7 protein-coding genes and 3 rRNA genes are annotated in these 16,309 nt (G+C 66.9%); 4 read left to right on the top strand and 6 right to left on the bottom strand.

Annotated features, from left to right (window positions below; translation table 11 throughout):
* Window positions 1-4: 4 nt before the first annotated feature.
* The 3 genes from rrf to ACFC0D_RS23780 all read right to left on the bottom strand — a co-directional run bounded on the left by rrf (window position 5) and on the right by ACFC0D_RS23780 (window position 5,143).
* Window positions 5-121: ribosomal RNA gene (gene rrf / locus ACFC0D_RS23790) — 5S ribosomal RNA — on the bottom strand.
* Window positions 122-206: 85 nt separating this feature from the next.
* A 23S ribosomal RNA gene (locus tag ACFC0D_RS23785) occupies window positions 207-3,330 on the bottom strand.
* Window positions 3,331-3,617: 287 nt separating this feature from the next.
* Window positions 3,618-5,143 (bottom strand): 16S ribosomal RNA (locus tag ACFC0D_RS23780).
* The 16S, 23S and 5S rRNA genes sit together here, the layout of an rRNA operon.
* 680 nt (window positions 5,144-5,823) lie before the next feature.
* Here ACFC0D_RS23780 and ACFC0D_RS23775 point away from each other — a divergent pair.
* Together ACFC0D_RS23775 and ptsP are read left to right on the top strand one after the other, a co-directional pair.
* A complete protein-coding gene (locus ACFC0D_RS23775) occupies window positions 5,824-6,273 on the top strand; it encodes a PTS glucose transporter subunit IIA (RefSeq protein WP_362372008.1) in 450 nt (149 codons plus the stop codon).
* 80 nt (window positions 6,274-6,353) lie between these two features.
* A complete protein-coding gene (gene ptsP / locus ACFC0D_RS23770; protein ID WP_376439323.1) occupies window positions 6,354-8,024 on the top strand; it encodes a phosphoenolpyruvate--protein phosphotransferase in 1,671 nt (556 codons plus the stop codon).
* A 65-nt stretch (window positions 8,025-8,089) separates the two neighbouring features.
* On the opposite strand, the gene ACFC0D_RS23765 is transcribed toward ptsP, so the two are convergent.
* Together ACFC0D_RS23765 and ACFC0D_RS23760 are read right to left on the bottom strand one after the other, a co-directional pair.
* Entirely contained in the window at window positions 8,090-8,986 is an 897-nt protein-coding gene (locus ACFC0D_RS23765) for a hypothetical protein (RefSeq protein ID WP_376439320.1), read from the bottom strand.
* Window positions 8,987-9,008: 22 nt separating this feature from the next.
* A complete protein-coding gene (locus ACFC0D_RS23760; RefSeq protein WP_376439318.1) occupies window positions 9,009-10,292 on the bottom strand; it encodes an MFS transporter in 1,284 nt (427 codons plus the stop codon).
* A 48-nt stretch (window positions 10,293-10,340) separates the two neighbouring features.
* On the opposite strand from ACFC0D_RS23760, the gene ACFC0D_RS23755 reads away from it, so the two are divergent.
* Complete coding sequence (locus ACFC0D_RS23755) at window positions 10,341-11,660, top strand: aminotransferase class I/II-fold pyridoxal phosphate-dependent enzyme (RefSeq protein ID WP_376439315.1); 1,320 nt, start codon at window positions 10,341-10,343, stop codon at window positions 11,658-11,660.
* A gap of 69 nt (window positions 11,661-11,729) precedes the next feature.
* Here ACFC0D_RS23755 and ACFC0D_RS23750 read toward each other — a convergent pair whose 3' ends face one another.
* Complete coding sequence (locus ACFC0D_RS23750; RefSeq protein ID WP_376439312.1) at window positions 11,730-13,700, bottom strand: acetoacetate--CoA ligase; 1,971 nt, start codon at window positions 13,698-13,700, stop codon at window positions 11,730-11,732.
* A gap of 216 nt (window positions 13,701-13,916) precedes the next feature.
* On the opposite strand from ACFC0D_RS23750, the gene ACFC0D_RS23745 reads away from it, so the two are divergent.
* A complete protein-coding gene (locus ACFC0D_RS23745) occupies window positions 13,917-16,271 on the top strand; it encodes a glycoside hydrolase family 31 protein (protein WP_376439309.1) in 2,355 nt (784 codons plus the stop codon).
* Window positions 16,272-16,309: the final 38 nt, after the last annotated feature.

Genomic DNA, 16,309 nt, shown 5'->3' with positions numbered 1-16,309 from the left:
GATTGTTCGGCGGCGTCCTACTCTCCCACAGGGTCCCCCCTGCAGTACCATCGGCGCTGAAAGGCTTAGCTTCCGGGTTCGGAATGTAACCGGGCGTTTCCCTAACGCTATGACCACCGAAACACTATGAAGTTGAACCGCCGCGCCCCGACCAAGTGGGGGGCGTGTTCGTTACTTCAGAACTAACACAGTGGACGCGAGCAACTGAGGACAAGCCCTCGGCCTATTAGTACCGGTCAGCTCCACCCATTACTGGGCTTCCACATCCGGCCTATCAACCCAGTCGTCTACTGGGAGCCTTACCCTCTCAAGGAGGTGGGAATACTCATCTCGAAGCAGGCTTCCCGCTTAGATGCTTTCAGCGGTTATCCCTCCCGAACGTAGCCAACCAGCCATGCCCTTGGCAGGACAACTGGCACACCAGAGGTTCGTCCGTCCCGGTCCTCTCGTACTAGGGACAGCCCTTCTCAATATTCCTACGCGCGCAGCGGATAGGGACCGAACTGTCTCACGACGTTCTAAACCCAGCTCGCGTACCGCTTTAATGGGCGAACAGCCCAACCCTTGGGACCGACTCCAGCCCCAGGATGCGACGAGCCGACATCGAGGTGCCAAACCATCCCGTCGATATGGACTCTTGGGGAAGATCAGCCTGTTATCCCCGGGGTACCTTTTATCCGTTGAGCGACGGCGCTTCCACAAGCCACCGCCGGATCACTAGTCCCGACTTTCGTCCCTGCTCGACCCGTCGGTCTCACAGTCAAGCTCCCTTGTGCACTTACACTCAACACCTGATTGCCAACCAGGCTGAGGGAACCTTTGGGCGCCTCCGTTACCCTTTGGGAGGCAACCGCCCCAGTTAAACTACCCATCAGACACTGTCCCTGATCCGGATCACGGACCGAGGTTAGACATCCAGCACGACCAGAGTGGTATTTCAACGGCGACTCCACCATGACTGGCGTCACGGCTTCAAAGTCTCCCACCTATCCTACACAAGCCGAACCGAACACCAATATCAAACTGTAGTAAAGGTCCCGGGGTCTTTCCGTCCTGCTGCGCGAAACGAGCATCTTTACTCGTAGTGCAATTTCACCGGGCCTATGGTTGAGACAGTCGAGAAGTCGTTACGCCATTCGTGCAGGTCGGAACTTACCCGACAAGGAATTTCGCTACCTTAGGATGGTTATAGTTACCACCGCCGTTTACTGGCGCTTAAGTTCTCAGCTTCGCAACCCCGAAAGGTCACTAACCGGTCCCCTTAACGTTCCAGCACCGGGCAGGCGTCAGTCCGTATACATCGCCTTACGGCTTCGCACGGACCTGTGTTTTTAGTAAACAGTCGCTTCTCGCTGGTCTCTGCGGCCACCCCCAGCTCACGGAGTAAATCCGATCACCAGTGATGGCCCCCCTTCTCCCGAAGTTACGGGGGCATTTTGCCGAGTTCCTTAACCATAGTTCACCCGAACGCCTCGGTATTCTCTACCTGACCACCTGAGTCGGTTTAGGGTACGGGCCGCCATGAAACTCGCTAGAGGCTTTTCTCGACAGCATAGGATCATCCACTTCACCACAATCGGCTCGGCATCAGGTCTCAGCCTTAATGTGTGACGGATTTGCCTACCACACGGCCTACACCCTTACCCCGGGACAACCACCGCCCGGGCTGGACTACCTTCCTGCGTCACCCCATCGCTTACCTACTACCACCTTGGTTCGCCGGCTCCACCACTTTCCTTTCCCCGAAGGGTCCGGAACGGCTTCACGGGCTTAGCATTAATGGGCTCGATATTGGGCGTTTCAAAGCGGGTACCGGAATATCAACCGGTTGTCCATCGACTACGCCTGTCGGCCTCGCCTTAGGTCCCGACTTACCCTGGGCAGATCAGCTTGACCCAGGAACCCTTAGTCAATCGGCGCACACGTTTCTCACGTGTGTATCGCTACTCATGCCTGCATTCTCACTCGTGAACCGTCCACAACTCGCTTCCGCGGCTGCTTCACCCGGCACACGACGCTCCCCTACCCATCACAGCACCCGTTGGGGCTTATTGCTGCAATGACACGACTTCGGCGGTACGCTTGAGCCCCGCTACATTGTCGGCGCGGAATCACTTGACCAGTGAGCTATTACGCACTCTTTCAAGGGTGGCTGCTTCTAAGCCAACCTCCTGGTTGTCTCTGCGACTCCACATCCTTTCCCACTTAGCGTACGCTTAGGGGCCTTAGTCGATGCTCTGGGCTGTTTCCCTCTCGACCATGGAGCTTATCCCCCACAGTCTCACTGCCGTGCTCTCACTTACCGGCATTCGGAGTTTGGCTAAGGTCAGTAACCCGGTAGGGCCCATCGCCTATCCAGTGCTCTACCTCCGGCAAGAAACACACGACGCTGCACCTAAATGCATTTCGGGGAGAACCAGCTATCACGGAGTTTGATTGGCCTTTCACCCCTAACCACAGGTCATCCCCCAGGTTTTCAACCCTGGTGGGTTCGGTCCTCCACGAAGTCTTACCTCCGCTTCAACCTGCCCATGGCTAGATCACTCCGCTTCGGGTCTTGAGCGTGCTACTGAATCGCCCTATTCGGACTCGCTTTCGCTACGGCTTCCCCACACGGGTTAACCTCGCAACACACCGCAAACTCGCAGGCTCATTCTTCAAAAGGCACGCAGTCACGACCCATTGGGTAAACCCAATGAGCGACGCTCCCACGGCTTGTAGGCACACGGTTTCAGGTACTATTTCACTCCGCTCCCGCGGTACTTTTCACCATTCCCTCACGGTACTATCCGCTATCGGTCACCAGGGAATATTTAGGCTTAGCGGGTGGTCCCGCCAGATTCACACGGGATTTCTCGGGCCCCGTGCTACTTGGGTGTCTCTTAAACGAGCCGTCAATGTTTCAGCTACGGGGGTCTTACCCTCTACGCCGGACCTTTCGCATGTCCTTCGCCTACATCAACGGTTTCTGACTCGTCTCACAGCCGGCAGACTGTGAAAAAGAGATCCCACAACCCCGTATGCGCAACCCCTGCCGGGTATCACACGCATACGGTTTGGCCTCATCCGGTTTCGCTCGCCACTACTCCCGGAATCACGGTTGTTTTCTCTTCCTGAGGGTACTGAGATGTTTCACTTCCCCTCGTTCCCTCCACATGCCCTATGTGTTCAGGCATGGGTGACAGCCCATGACGACTGCCGGGTTTCCCCATTCGGAAACCCCCGGATCAAAGCCTGGTTGACGGCTCCCCGGGGACTATCGTGGCCTCCCACGTCCTTCATCGGTTCCTGGTGCCAAGGCATCCACCGTGCGCCCTTAAAAACTTGGCCACAGATGCTCGCGTCCACTGTGTAGTTCTCAAGCAACGACCAGCCACCCATCACCCCGCCACAAACAGGCGAGTTCACTGGGGCCGGCATCGCGAAGATACAAACCTTACGGCCGTACCCTCAGATACCCAACAACGTGCCAAGCGTGAGCCACCCTCCGTGTCCCTCTTTCCACGCCGAAGCAGTACTGGAAGAACCATCGAGTTCACTCACGCCAACTAATCAACGTTCCACCCATGAGCTGACCGTGCAGAACGTTTGCCTGCAATCGGTACTGTGCTCCTTAGAAAGGAGGTGATCCAGCCGCACCTTCCGGTACGGCTACCTTGTTACGACTTCGTCCCAATCGCCAGTCCCACCTTCGACAGCTCCCTCCCACAAGGGGTTGGGCCACCGGCTTCGGGTGTTACCGACTTTCGTGACGTGACGGGCGGTGTGTACAAGGCCCGGGAACGTATTCACCGCAGCAATGCTGATCTGCGATTACTAGCAACTCCGACTTCATGGGGTCGAGTTGCAGACCCCAATCCGAACTGAGACCGGCTTTTTGAGATTCGCTCCGCCTCGCGGCATCGCAGCTCTTTGTACCGGCCATTGTAGCACGTGTGCAGCCCAAGACATAAGGGGCATGATGACTTGACGTCGTCCCCACCTTCCTCCGAGTTGACCCCGGCGGTCTCCTGTGAGTCCCCATCACCCCGAAGGGCATGCTGGCAACACAGGACAAGGGTTGCGCTCGTTGCGGGACTTAACCCAACATCTCACGACACGAGCTGACGACAGCCATGCACCACCTGTATACCGACCACAAGGGGGGCACTATCTCTAATGCTTTCCGGTATATGTCAAGCCTTGGTAAGGTTCTTCGCGTTGCGTCGAATTAAGCCACATGCTCCGCTGCTTGTGCGGGCCCCCGTCAATTCCTTTGAGTTTTAGCCTTGCGGCCGTACTCCCCAGGCGGGGAACTTAATGCGTTAGCTGCGGCACCGACGACGTGGAATGTCGCCAACACCTAGTTCCCAACGTTTACGGCGTGGACTACCAGGGTATCTAATCCTGTTCGCTCCCCACGCTTTCGCTCCTCAGCGTCAGTAATGGCCCAGAGATCCGCCTTCGCCACCGGTGTTCCTCCTGATATCTGCGCATTTCACCGCTACACCAGGAATTCCGATCTCCCCTACCACACTCTAGCCTGCCCGTATCGGATGCAGACCCGGGGTTAAGCCCCGGGCTTTCACACCCGACGTGACAAGCCGCCTACGAGCTCTTTACGCCCAATAATTCCGGACAACGCTTGCGCCCTACGTATTACCGCGGCTGCTGGCACGTAGTTAGCCGGCGCTTCTTCTGCAGGTACCGTCACTTTCGCTTCTTCCCTGCTGAAAGAGGTTTACAACCCGAAGGCCGTCATCCCTCACGCGGCGTCGCTGCATCAGGCTTTCGCCCATTGTGCAATATTCCCCACTGCTGCCTCCCGTAGGAGTCTGGGCCGTGTCTCAGTCCCAGTGTGGCCGGTCGCCCTCTCAGGCCGGCTACCCGTCGTCGCCTTGGTGGGCCATTACCCCACCAACAAGCTGATAGGCCGCGGGCTCATCCTTCACCGCCGGAGCTTTCAACCAGCTCCCATGCGGAAGCCGGTGTTATCCGGTATTAGACCCCGTTTCCAGGGCTTGTCCCAGAGTGAAGGGCAGATTGCCCACGTGTTACTCACCCGTTCGCCACTAATCCACCCCGAAGGGCTTCATCGTTCGACTTGCATGTGTTAAGCACGCCGCCAGCGTTCGTCCTGAGCCAGGATCAAACTCTCCGTGAATGTTTACCCGTAATCGGGTGCACACCACGAGAGCGGAACGACCGGTCGGAATAGGACCAGTCGTTCACAGCGTCCTCGCTGTGTTGTTGCCTACCCGCCACAAGGGCCGGCAGGACTTTCAAAGGAACCTCGCCATCCGAAGATGGACGGGGTATCAACTAATCTGGCGTTGATTTTTGGCACGCTGTTGAGTTCTCAAGGAACGGACGCTTCCTTTGTACTCACCCTCTCGGGCTTTCCTCCGGGCTTTTCCCTTCGGTCTTTCGTGTTTCCAGCTTAGCAGATCCGATTTCCGTTTCTGCCACCCGCTGGAGCGGGCTTGCCGTTTTAGGAATTCGCTTTTCGCGCTTTCCCTTGCGGCGAGGTCAAACACTACCAGGCTTTTCCGCTCCCCCTGACCACCCCTCCGCAGGCATGCAGAGGTGTAGACCACTGGGGTTAGGATCTGGCTTGATAGGTGCTGCCGACCCACGACTCAAAGTCGCGTTGGGGTCAAGCAGGAGTACGACAGTACATCCCACCGTCAGTAGAGGCAAATCGTTTCCGGCTAGCCCCTAGGTCCGCCAACTGGTACGTCTCGTGCGGAACTAGGACTTCGTATGACATACGCTGCTGAACAGTACGCCGTCCAGGACAGGTAGTGACGGCGCCACACAATCTCCGCCCCTGGGAGGCTTCCCATGACAACCGTGACGTCGCCACTTGCTGGACGCGCCATCGGTCTCGCCGCAGTACCCGACCCCGTCTTCTCCGGCGCGATGGTCGGACCCGGCACCGCCATCGACCCCGTACGTGAGCCGTCGGAGGCCGTGTCTCCGGTCGACGGCGTCATTGTGTCTCTGCACCCGCACGCGTTCGTCGTCGTCGACGGCGAGGGCCACGGTGTTCTGACCCACCTCGGGATCGACACCGTTCAGCTCAATGGGCAGGGCTTCGAGCTGCTCGTGAACAAGGGGGACACCGTGACGCGGGGACAGGCCGTCGTCCGTTGGAACCCGGCCGAGGTCGAGGCCGCGGGCAAGTCCCCCATCTGCCCCGTGGTGGCCCTGGAGGCCACCGCCGACTCTCTCTCCGATGTCGTCGACAGCGGCGACGTGAAGGCCGACGACCAGCTCTTCAGCTGGAACTGAGGCCGTCGTCCTCGTGACGACCACGAGTTCGACATTCATCGCGGCGGCACGATGCCGCCGCTCTATCGGAGACGGGTGAGATGGAGACAACGCTGCGAGGCGTCGGCGTCAGCCACGGAGTGGCGATCGGCGAGGTCCGGCACATGGGTACGGCGGTTCTGGAGCCGCCGGCCAAGCAGATTCCCGCCGAGGAGGCGGAGCGCGAACAGGGGCGCGCCCGTCAGGCCGTGGAAGCTGTGGCTGCCGACCTCATTGCGCGTGGCAATCTGGCCGGGGGCGAGGCACAGCATGTGCTGGAAGCCCAGGCGATGATCGCCCAGGACCCGGAGCTCATCGCCGACGTCGACCGCCGGATCGCGGTCGGCAGCACGGCGGAGCGCGGTATCTACGACGCCTTCTCCCACTACCGCGAGCTGCTCGCGGGCGCGGGTGAGTACATGGCCGGACGTGTCGCGGACCTCGACGACGTGCGGAACCGTATCGTCGCGCGCCTGCTGGGCGTTCCGATGCCGGGCGTGCCCGACAGTGACGAGCCGTACGTGCTGATCGCGCGGGACCTGGCTCCTGCGGACACGGCGCTGCTCGACCCGACGCTCGTCCTCGGGTTCGTGACCGAGGAGGGTGGGCCGACCAGCCACAGCGCGATTCTCGCGCGGGCGCTGGGTGTGCCGGCCGTGGTGGCTCTGCCGGGTGCCGGTGAGATCGGCGAGGGCACGGTCATCGCGGTGGACGGTTCCACCGGCGAGATCTTCGTGGACCCGACCGAGGAGCGTAAGGAGCGGATGACTGCGGCCGCCGCCGAGCGCAAGGCCGCGCTCGCCGCGTCCAGTGGTCCGGGCGCGACCTCCGACGGGCACAAGGTGCCGCTGCTGGCCAATGTCGGTGGTCCGGCTGATGTTCCGGCCGCGGTGGAGGCGGGGGCCGAGGGCGTCGGTCTGTTCCGTACGGAGTTCCTCTTCCTGGACGACAGCAAGAAGGCTCCGTCGGAGGAGAAGCAGATCGAGGCGTACCGCAAGGTGCTCGAGGCGTTCCCCGAGGGTCGTGTGGTCGTGCGGGTGCTGGATGCCGGTGCGGACAAGCCGCTCGACTTCCTGACGCCGGCGGACGAGCCGAACCCGGCGCTGGGTGTGCGGGGTCTGCGTTCGCTGCTCGACCACCCGGACGTGCTGCGGACGCAGCTGACTGCGCTGGCGAAGGCCGTCGAGGGTCTGCCGGTGTACCTCGAGGTCATGGCGCCGATGGTGGCCGACCGTACGGACGCGAAGGCCTTCGCCGATGCGTGCCGTGAGGCGGGGCTGCGGGCGAAGTTCGGCGCGATGGTGGAGATTCCCTCCGCCGCTCTGCGGGCGCGTTCGATCCTGCAGGAGGTGGAGTTCCTGTCGCTGGGCACCAACGACCTGGCGCAGTACACCTTCGCCGCCGACCGTCAGGTCGGAGCCGTGTCGCGGCTGCAGGATCCGTGGCAGCCGGCTCTGCTCGACCTCGTGGCGCTGTCCGCCGAGGCGGCCAAGGCCGAGGGCAAGAGCTGTGGTGTCTGTGGTGAGGCCGCTTCGGATCCGCTGCTGGCCTGTGTGCTGACGGGTCTGGGTGTCACCTCTCTGTCGATGGGTGCCGCGTCGATCCCCTATGTGCGGGCGACGCTCGCGAAGTACACGCTGGCGCAGTGTGAGCGTGCCGCGGCCGCGGCACGCGCGGCGGACACGGCCGAGGAGGCCCGGGTGGCCGCGCAGGCGGTGCTGTCCGGGGAGTGATCCCGGTACGTCGTGGTTGTTGAAGGGGCTTCCCGTCACAGGTGTGGCGGGGAGCCCCTTCGGCGTCAGTGGTGGGTGGGCCAGTCGTCGTCCTCGGGGGTGACGGGGAAGCCGGCGCGGTAATCGACGTGGGGTTCGGGCGGGAGCGGGTCTCCGGTGTGGGCGTCGGTGCAGTAGGCGCTGAACACCTCGGCTTCGGTGAGGGGGTGCAGGGTGCCCTGGGTGAGGCGCCAGCCGTGGAGGCTGTCGCGTGCTCCGGGCCTCGTGGTGCGCAGGACCACTCCCCCGGGGCTGTCGTGTGCGATGCCGGCGGCGAGGACAGTGGCGAATTCGGCTCCGGCGCCGCTGTCGATCTGGGCGGGGCCGTCGTGGTCGCGGGTGGCATGGAGCACCGCGAGAAGTTGTTCGTCCGCGGCTGGGACGCTGCAGACGAGATGGTGGGTGCCGGGTCCAGCGGCTTCGAGGAGTCGCATGAGCAGGTGGGAGGCCCGGTCGAAGGCGGCGCGGCCGATGTCCTGTCCGCAGTCGGCGCAGTCGCCGGTGTCGGTGAGGAGCATGGCGGCGTACTCCCAGGTGGCACGTCGGACGGCTGCGTCGATGAGGGTGGGGACCAGAGTGGTCATGGGCTGGCCGGTGTAGGGGATGCGGGCTCCAGTGGCGGCCAGTTCGGCGGTGAAGCGGCTGCGGCTGGCGGGGCGGTCGGGGTCGAGACCGGTGTCGTCGCAGTACTGCGCGTACTCCTCGGGGTCGAAGAGGGCGACGGTGGTGTGCCCGCCCTGGCCGGCGAGGGCCTTGAGCAGGCCCTCGATCTGGCGGAGGTAGGCCGGGTGGTCGTCGAAGGCGAAGGTGTCGTACCGGCGCATGGCGGTGAAGTCGTCCTCGTCGGCGAGGAGGCCGACGGTGCTGGGGACTTCGCGGCGCAGGGCGCGGCGCAGGGATGTGGTGGTGCCGGGTCGTGTCATGTCTCCCCCTGAGCGCTGTCGATCAGTGCTCACTCACCGTAACCGGCGCCACTGACAGTGACGGCTTGCCGATCCGGTCGCGGATCAGACGGTGCTGCGCCGCGCCAGCGGCGACGAGGCCGAGCCCGAGGAGGGGCCAGGCGAGCGCGCCGGCGGTCATGACACCGGTGACGAGGAGCGGGCCGGCGAATCGCTGGGTGGATTGGGCGAGTCCGTGGGCGCCGAGGTAGGCGCCCTGTGCTTCGGCGGGGGCCAGGGCGACGGAGAGTTCCCAGGAGGAGGTCGCGTGGACGATCTCGGCGAAGGTGAGGGCGATGACGGCGACGACGAGGGCCGTGATGGCGAGGGCTCGTCCGCCGGCCGCGGAGGCGGCGAGGGCGAGGGTGCCGACGACGAAGAGGGCGGCGAGCGGGACGAGGAGCCGTCGGGCGGCTTCGGCGGTGGCGCCGAAGCGGGCGAGCGGGACTTGGAAGATGACGACCAGGACGGTGTTGAGGACCAGCAGCAGCGGGGCGAGGCCGACGGGTGCCGCGGTGGCGTGGACGATCCAGAGAGGGATGGCGACCTGGAGGATCGTGTCGTCGAGGAAGAGGGCGGCGTCGGTGGCCGTGTAGGCGAGGAAGGTGCGGTCGCGCCACGGGGTGATGGGTGTGGCGGCCGTTCGGTCGCCTGCCGTCTCGGAAGCGGCGGCGATGCGGGACGGGGCCGGGGGTTCGGCGCAGCGCAGGGTGAGGACGGCGATGACGAGGTAGGAGAGGACGTTGCCGACGAGGAGCAGGGCGTAGGCGTGGGTGCTGCCGGTGGCGAGCGCGGCGGCGGCGCCGAGGCCGCCGATGGACCAGCCGATGTTGACGGTGGTGCGCTGGATGGCCTGGTAGCGGACGCGATCGGGTCCGGCGAGGCGGGCCGCGTACAGCTTGATGAGGACGCTGCCGGCGCGGTCGGGGAGGGCGCCGAGGGCGGAGTAGAGCGTGAGCAGAAGGAAGTTGTCGGTGCTCAGGAGGGCGAGGAGGGCGGCGGCGCGCATGAGTTGGGCGCCGACGATGACGCGGACGAGGGGGAAGCGGTCGGCGAGGCGTCCGGCGAGCGGGGCGCCGGCGATGCCGACGCCGCCGGAGATCGTCATGAGGAGGCCGACCTGGCCGAGGCCGAGGCCCGAGACATAGGTGAGGTAGAGGACGGTGCAGCCGGCCCACAGGCCGGTGCCGGTCTTGTCGATGATGCTGACGACGAGCATCCGGCGGCCGTCGCGGCCGCCGGGAATGCGGTTGAGGACGGTGCTGTGCCACGGAGTTCGGCGGTTCACTCGGTATCCCCCTTGACCTGAGCTTTGTATTGATACATAGTTCAGTACGTGGCAACACAATATTCGATTGTCGGGACGACGGCCAAGGGGATTGCCGCGTCCGTTGAACAGGCCGTGGCCGAGGGCGGGCTCGGGCCGGGGGACGCGCTGCCTCCGGTGCGCCGGCTCGCGGACGAGCTCGGTGTCAGCCCGGGCACAGTCGCCACCGCCTACAAGGAACTGCGGCAGCGGGGCGTCGTGATGACGCGCGGGCGGGGCGGGACCGTGGTCGCGGAGGTGCCGTCGGTGGCATCGCGGCGGCCGCCACGGGTCCCCGCCGGTCTGGTGGATCTGGCGGGCGGCCATCCCGACCCCGCGTTCATGCCGGAACTGCGGCCGCCCGCCGTGGTGCCACCGGTGTACGGATCCCACCGTGCGGCGCCACGGTTGTCGGCCCTGGAGGAGCTCACCCGAGCCTGGTTCGAGCGGGACGGGGTGCCGACGGACCATGTGACGTTCGCGCACGGTGCGCTGGACTGCATCGCCCGCCTGCTCTCCACGGAGCTGCGGCCGGGGGACGCGGTGGCGGTCGAAGATCCCGGGTTCCACCATCTGCTGGACCTGGTACCGGCCTTGGGGCTGCGGATGGTGCCGGTCGCCGTGGACGGCGAGGGCCTGGTGCCCGACGCCCTGCGGACCGCGCTGCGCGCCGGGGCCCGGGCCGTGGTGTGCAGCCCACGGGGGCAGTGCCCGACGGGTGCGTACTTCACCGAGGCGCGGCGGGACGAACTGGTGGCGGTACTCAGGGAGTTCCCGACGGTCCTCGTCGTCGAGGACGACCACAACGCCGACATCGCGGGGGCGCCGGCCTTCACGCTGGCCGCGGCCGGTCCGGAGCGGTGGGCGCAGGTGCGGACCGCGTCCAAGCACCTGGGGATCGACCTCAGGTGGGCCGGGCTCGCCTGTGACGCGTCGACGCTGGCGCGGCACGACGGGCGGATGCTGATGACGTCCGGCTGGGTCAGTCACGTCCTGCAGGAGACCGTGGCCGGGCTGCTCACGGACCGATCGGTGGCGCGGCTGGTGGCGGCCGGCGAGGCGGCGTACACGTCGCGGCGCGCGGCGCTGATCGACGCGCTGGCGGACCACCGGATCGCGGCGGTCGGGTCGAGCGGGCTGAACGTGTGGGTGCCGGTGCGGGACGAGTCGGCCGTGGTCAACGGCTTGCGGACGCGGGGGTGGTGGGTCGCGGCCGGGGCGCGGTTCCGTATCGCGACGCCGACGGCGGTGCGGATCACGACGGCGACGCTGGGGGTGGCGGAGGCGGGGCGGTTGGCCTCGGACTTCGCAGAGGTGCTCGGCGAGGCGCAGGCGACGTACGGAGGCTAAGGGCGCTCTCCCGCAGGGGGTGGGACTGCCCGGGACCACCCGGGAACTTCCCACCCCCTACGGCATGACTCACTTCGCCCGGTCGCGCGCCAGCTTCTCGTAGAAGCCGAGCAGGTCGAGGTTGTCGACCGAGCCCGGGTTGACCGCCTTGGACATCGGGGTGCCCTGGAGGAGGCGCTTGACGGGAACCTCGATGCGCTTGCCCGTGAGGGTGTGGGGGACGCCGGGGACCTCGATGATGTCGTCGGGGACGTGGCGCGGGGAGAGTTCGGTGCGGATCGTCTGCTTGATGCGCTTGATCAGCGCCTCGTCCAGGGTCGCGCCCTCCGCGAGGTGGACGAAGAGCGGCATCCAGTAGCCGCCGTCCGGCTCTTCGAGGCCGATGACGAGGGATTCGCGGATCTCCGGGAGCCGTTCGACGGCCTCGTAGATGTCGGCGCTGCCCATGCGTACGCCCTGGCGGTTCAGGGTGGAGTCGGAGCGTCCGTGGATGACGACCGAGCCGTGGTCCGAGATGGTGATCCAGTCGCCGTGACGCCAGACGCCGGGGAACATCTCGAAGTAGCTGTCGCGGTAGCGGCTGCCGTCCGGGTCGTTCCAGAAGTGGATGGGCATGGACGGCATCGGGTTGGTGACGACGAGTTCGCCGACCTCGCCGATCAGCGGCTTGCCGGAGGGGTCCCAGGCCTGCAGGTCCGTGCCGAGGCCGGCGGCCTGCAGCTCGCCGATGTGGACGGGGAGGGTCGGTACCGCTCCCGCGAAGCAGGAGCAGACGTCCGTGCCGCCGCTGACCGAGGCGATCCACAGGTCTTCCCCGACCTCGTCGTGCAGCCAGCGGAAGCCGTCGGGCGGGAGCGGGGAGCCGGTGGTCGCGACGCACTTGATCGCCGAGAGGTCGAAGTCCCGCGCCGGGTGGACGTCCGCCTTGGCGCAGGCCATGACGTACGCGGCGGAGGTGCCGTACAGCGTCGCACCGGTCCGTTCGGCGACGCGCCACTGGGCGCCGGTGTCGGGGTAGCCCGGGCTGCCGTCGTAGATGACGACGGTCGTGCCGGTGAGCAGGCCGGAGACGAGGAAGTTCCACATCATCCAGCCGGTGGAGGTGTACCAGAAGAACACGTCCTCGGGGCCCAGGTCGCAGTGCAGGCCGAGCTGCTTGAAGTGCTCGACGAGGATGCCGCCCTGGGACTGCACGATCGCCTTGGGCAGGCCCGTCGTACCCGAGGAGTACAGCACCCACAGCGGGTGGGAGAACGGCACCTGCTCGAAGACCGGCTCCACGTCGGCGGAGGTCAGGTCCGACCAGGCGAGCGCTCCCTCGGGGGGCTCGGTGCCGAGAAGCGGGATGTGGATCACGGCGCGGAGGGTGGGCAGTTCCGCGCGCAGCTCCGCGACCGTCTCGCGGCGGTCGTGCTCCTTGCCGCCGTAGCGGTAGCCGTCGACGGTGAACAGGACGACCGGCTCCACCTGCTGGAAGCGGTCCAGGACGCTGCGTGCGCCGAAGTCGGGCGCACAGGAGGTCCACACCGCGCCGACGGCGGCCGTGGCGAGGAGGGCCGTGACGGCCTCCGGGATGTTCGGGAGGTACCCGCTGACGCGGTCGCCGGGACGGACGCCCAGGGCGCGGAGTTCGGCGGCGAGCGAGCCGACCTGGCGGCGCAGCTCGGCCCAGGAGATCGGGCGCGGCTCATGTGTCTCGTCCACATGGAGCAGGGCCGGGTCGTGGGGTCGCTCGGCGGCGGCGCGCAGGGCGTGCTCGGCGTAGTTGAGGGTGGCTCCCGGGAACCACTCGGCGCCGGGCATCGAGCGGTCGCCGAGGACGCGCTCGTACGGGGTGGAGAAGCGGATGTCGAACCACTCGGCGACGGCCTGCCAGAACGACTCCAGCTCGTCGACCGACCAGCGGTGCAGGGCCGGGTATCCACCCTCGGCCGGGGCTCCGTGGCGCTCGGCGGCCCAGGACTGGAAGCGGGTGACCGCTGCTGCGGCGATGCGTTCCTCGTCCGGCTGCCAGAGCGGCTCGGTGTGCGCTGATGTCATGCGGCGGCTCTCCCTGGGCGTACGCGGGTCTGCGTGTGTCGCGCGCACGGGCTGGGGTGTGCGCGTGACGCGGCTGACAGGGACGATGCCATGTGATCGTCTTTCGCACCAGGGTTCCCCGCCCATGGTCGGACGTCTGAATATGTGCTCCCACCACGGGTGAACGGCAGTTGAACGAACCGCGCCCGGGCCCCGCCGAATGGCAGGGTGAGCTGCATGGACGGTCGTGAGCTGGTGCGTTCGGTGAGGGTGTTCGGATCGGTGCAGGGGTTGCGGGCGGTGCGTTCGGCGTGGCGGCAGCGTCGTACGGATGCGTGGGGGTTGCCGCCGAGAGGGACGGAGCGGGCCCGGGTGCCGGGTCCGGTGGGCGAGGCGGAGCCGCTGCCGGGCGGGGGAATCGTCCGGTTCGCCCGTTCCGAGCTGCGGATCGGTGTGTCGGCCGGGGGCACGGTCTTCTGGGGCTGGGACGGGGCGGAGCCTCTCCCGTCGTACGCGTTGGCCGGTGAGCCGCCCGAGCCGGACCAGCGGGCCGAGCTGGAACCGGACACCGACGGCGGCTGGAGGGTGGTTTCGGAGCGGGTGACGGTCGCGGTGTCCCGGCACGGGGCGGTGGAGATCCGTACACCCGGTGGTGTGATGCTGCGCCGGGATCTTCCGCCGCGCTGGTGGGAGCCGGTCTCGGGTGGGACAGCTCGCTGGGTGCAGCGCAGCGAGGTGCCCGCGGACGCCCGGTTCTTCGGGCTCGGCGGGCGGGCGTCGGGGCCGCGGCTGCGCGACGGCTCGTACCGGCTGTGGAACACCGACCCCAAGGGGAGGTTCTCCCCCGGCGACGATCCGCTGTACATCACGATGCCGGTGCAGGTCGTCGTCTCGGACGCGGGCACGCATCTGGCGTTCCACGACAACTCCTGGGACGGCCGCGTCACCCTCACCGAAGGTGAGGAGGGCGCGGGCTCCGGCCACGACCGGCCCGGGACGAGCGAGGTCCGGATGGGCGGCGGGCCGCTGCGCTGCTGGGTCGTGGTCGGCACCCCCGCGCGCGTGCTGCACGGCTGGGCGGCCCTGACGGGCGCCCCGGCGCTGCCGCCGTCCTGGGCGCTGGGTCCCCAGCACGCCCGCTGGGGGTTCGGCAGCGAGAAGGAGGTGCGTCGGGTGGTTGACGGCTACCGCGAGCGGGGGCTTCCGCTGTCGGTGCTGCATCTGGACATCGACCACTACGACGCGCACCAGGTGTTCACGGTGGACCGCGAGCGGTTCCCCGATCTGCCGGGGCTCGCGGGCGAGCTGCGGGAGCAGGGGGTGCGGCTGGTGTCGATCGTGGACCCGGCGGTGAAGGCGGAGCCGGGGAACGCGGTCTACGACAGTGGCTCCGCGGCCGGCGCGTTCGTCCGCGACGGGCGGGGGAACGAGGTGCACGGGGTGGTCTGGCCGGGTGAGTGCGCCTACCCGGACTTCACCGATCCGGCGGTACGGGAGTGGTGGGGCGGCCTGTACGAGGAGCGGCTCGCGCAGGGCTTCTCCGGGATCTGGCACGACATGAACGAGCCGGTCTCCTTCTCCCCCTTCGGGGACCAGACGCTGCCGCGCTCGTCCCGGCACGCCCTCGACGGGCGGGGTGGCGACCATCGCGAGGCACACAACGTGTACGGGCTGACGATGGCGAGGGCCGGGTACGACGGGCTGCGCCGGCTGCGCCCGGACGAGCGGCCGTTCCTCTTCTCGCGCTCCGGCTGGGCCGGGATGCAGCGGTACGGCGGAACCTGGTCCGGTGACGTGTCGACCGGTTGGCCGGGGCTGCGGGCGTCCCTGTCGCTGGTGCTGGGGCTCGGACTGTGCGGGGTGCCGTACTCGGGGCCGGACGTCGGCGGGTTCGACGGGAGTCCGTCGCCCGAGCTGTTCCTGCGGTGGTTCCAGCTGGGGGCGTGGCTGCCGCTGTTCCGTACGCACGCGGCGATCGACGCGGGGCGCCGCGAGCCGTGGGAGTTCGGTGCCGAGGTCCTGGAGCACGCGCGCGTGGCGCTCGTCGAGCGGGAGCGGATGCGCCCGTACTTCGTCACCCTCGCCCAGCTCGCCCGACTGACCGGCGCGCCGTACGTCAGGCCGGTGTGGTGGGGCGCTCCGGAGGACCGTGCGCTGCGGGACTGCGAGGACGCGTTCCTGGTGGGCGACGCGCTGCTGGTGGCGCCGGTCCTCGCCCGGGGCGCGGACCGGCGCGCGGTGCGCCTGCCGCGCGGGCGCTGGTACGACATGGCGACGGGGCGCGCGTACGAGGGGCCGGGGCAGGTCCTCCTCGACGCGCCCCTGTCCCGTATCCCGGTGCTCGCGCGTGCGGGGGCGGTGATTCCCGTGCGGGGTGCGGACGGGGGTCTCGAGCTGGAGGTGTGGGCGCCGGCGGCCGGACGTACGGGCGGTGGGCTCGTCGTACGGGACGCCGGGGACGGCTGGGAGAAGGCCGAGATCGAGCGGTACGCGTCGCGGCTCGTGGACGGCCGGGTGGTGGTGGAGAGGGTGACGGACGGGGGTTCGGAGGAGGTGGCGCTGCCCGTGCGGGTGCGGGGCCTGGAGGGGTGACTTCCTCAGGACCCTCGACAGTCTCGGGGTTCCTCGGG

It is taken from the genome of Streptomyces sp. NPDC056222 (assembly GCF_042264065.1).
In the GTDB taxonomy this organism is placed as follows: domain Bacteria; phylum Actinomycetota; class Actinomycetes; order Streptomycetales; family Streptomycetaceae; genus Streptomyces.
Note: the sequence above shows the minus strand (reverse complement) of the source record. Positions and strands in the feature narration are given on the sequence as shown.

Excerpts from the sequence above, each read along its gene's own strand:
- ACFC0D_RS23775 (WP_362372008.1), top strand. The coding sequence starts at position 5,824 with ATGACAACCGTGACGTCGCCACTTGCTGGACGCGCCATCGGTCTCGCC.
- ptsP (WP_376439323.1), top strand. The coding sequence starts at position 6,354 with ATGGAGACAACGCTGCGAGGCGTCGGCGTCAGCCACGGAGTGGCGATC.
- ACFC0D_RS23765 (WP_376439320.1), bottom strand. The coding sequence starts at position 8,986 with ATGACACGACCCGGCACCACCACATCCCTGCGCCGCGCCCTGCGCCGC.
- ACFC0D_RS23750 (WP_376439312.1), bottom strand. The coding sequence starts at position 13,700 with ATGACATCAGCGCACACCGAGCCGCTCTGGCAGCCGGACGAGGAACGC.
- ACFC0D_RS23745 (WP_376439309.1), top strand. The coding sequence starts at position 13,917 with ATGGACGGTCGTGAGCTGGTGCGTTCGGTGAGGGTGTTCGGATCGGTG.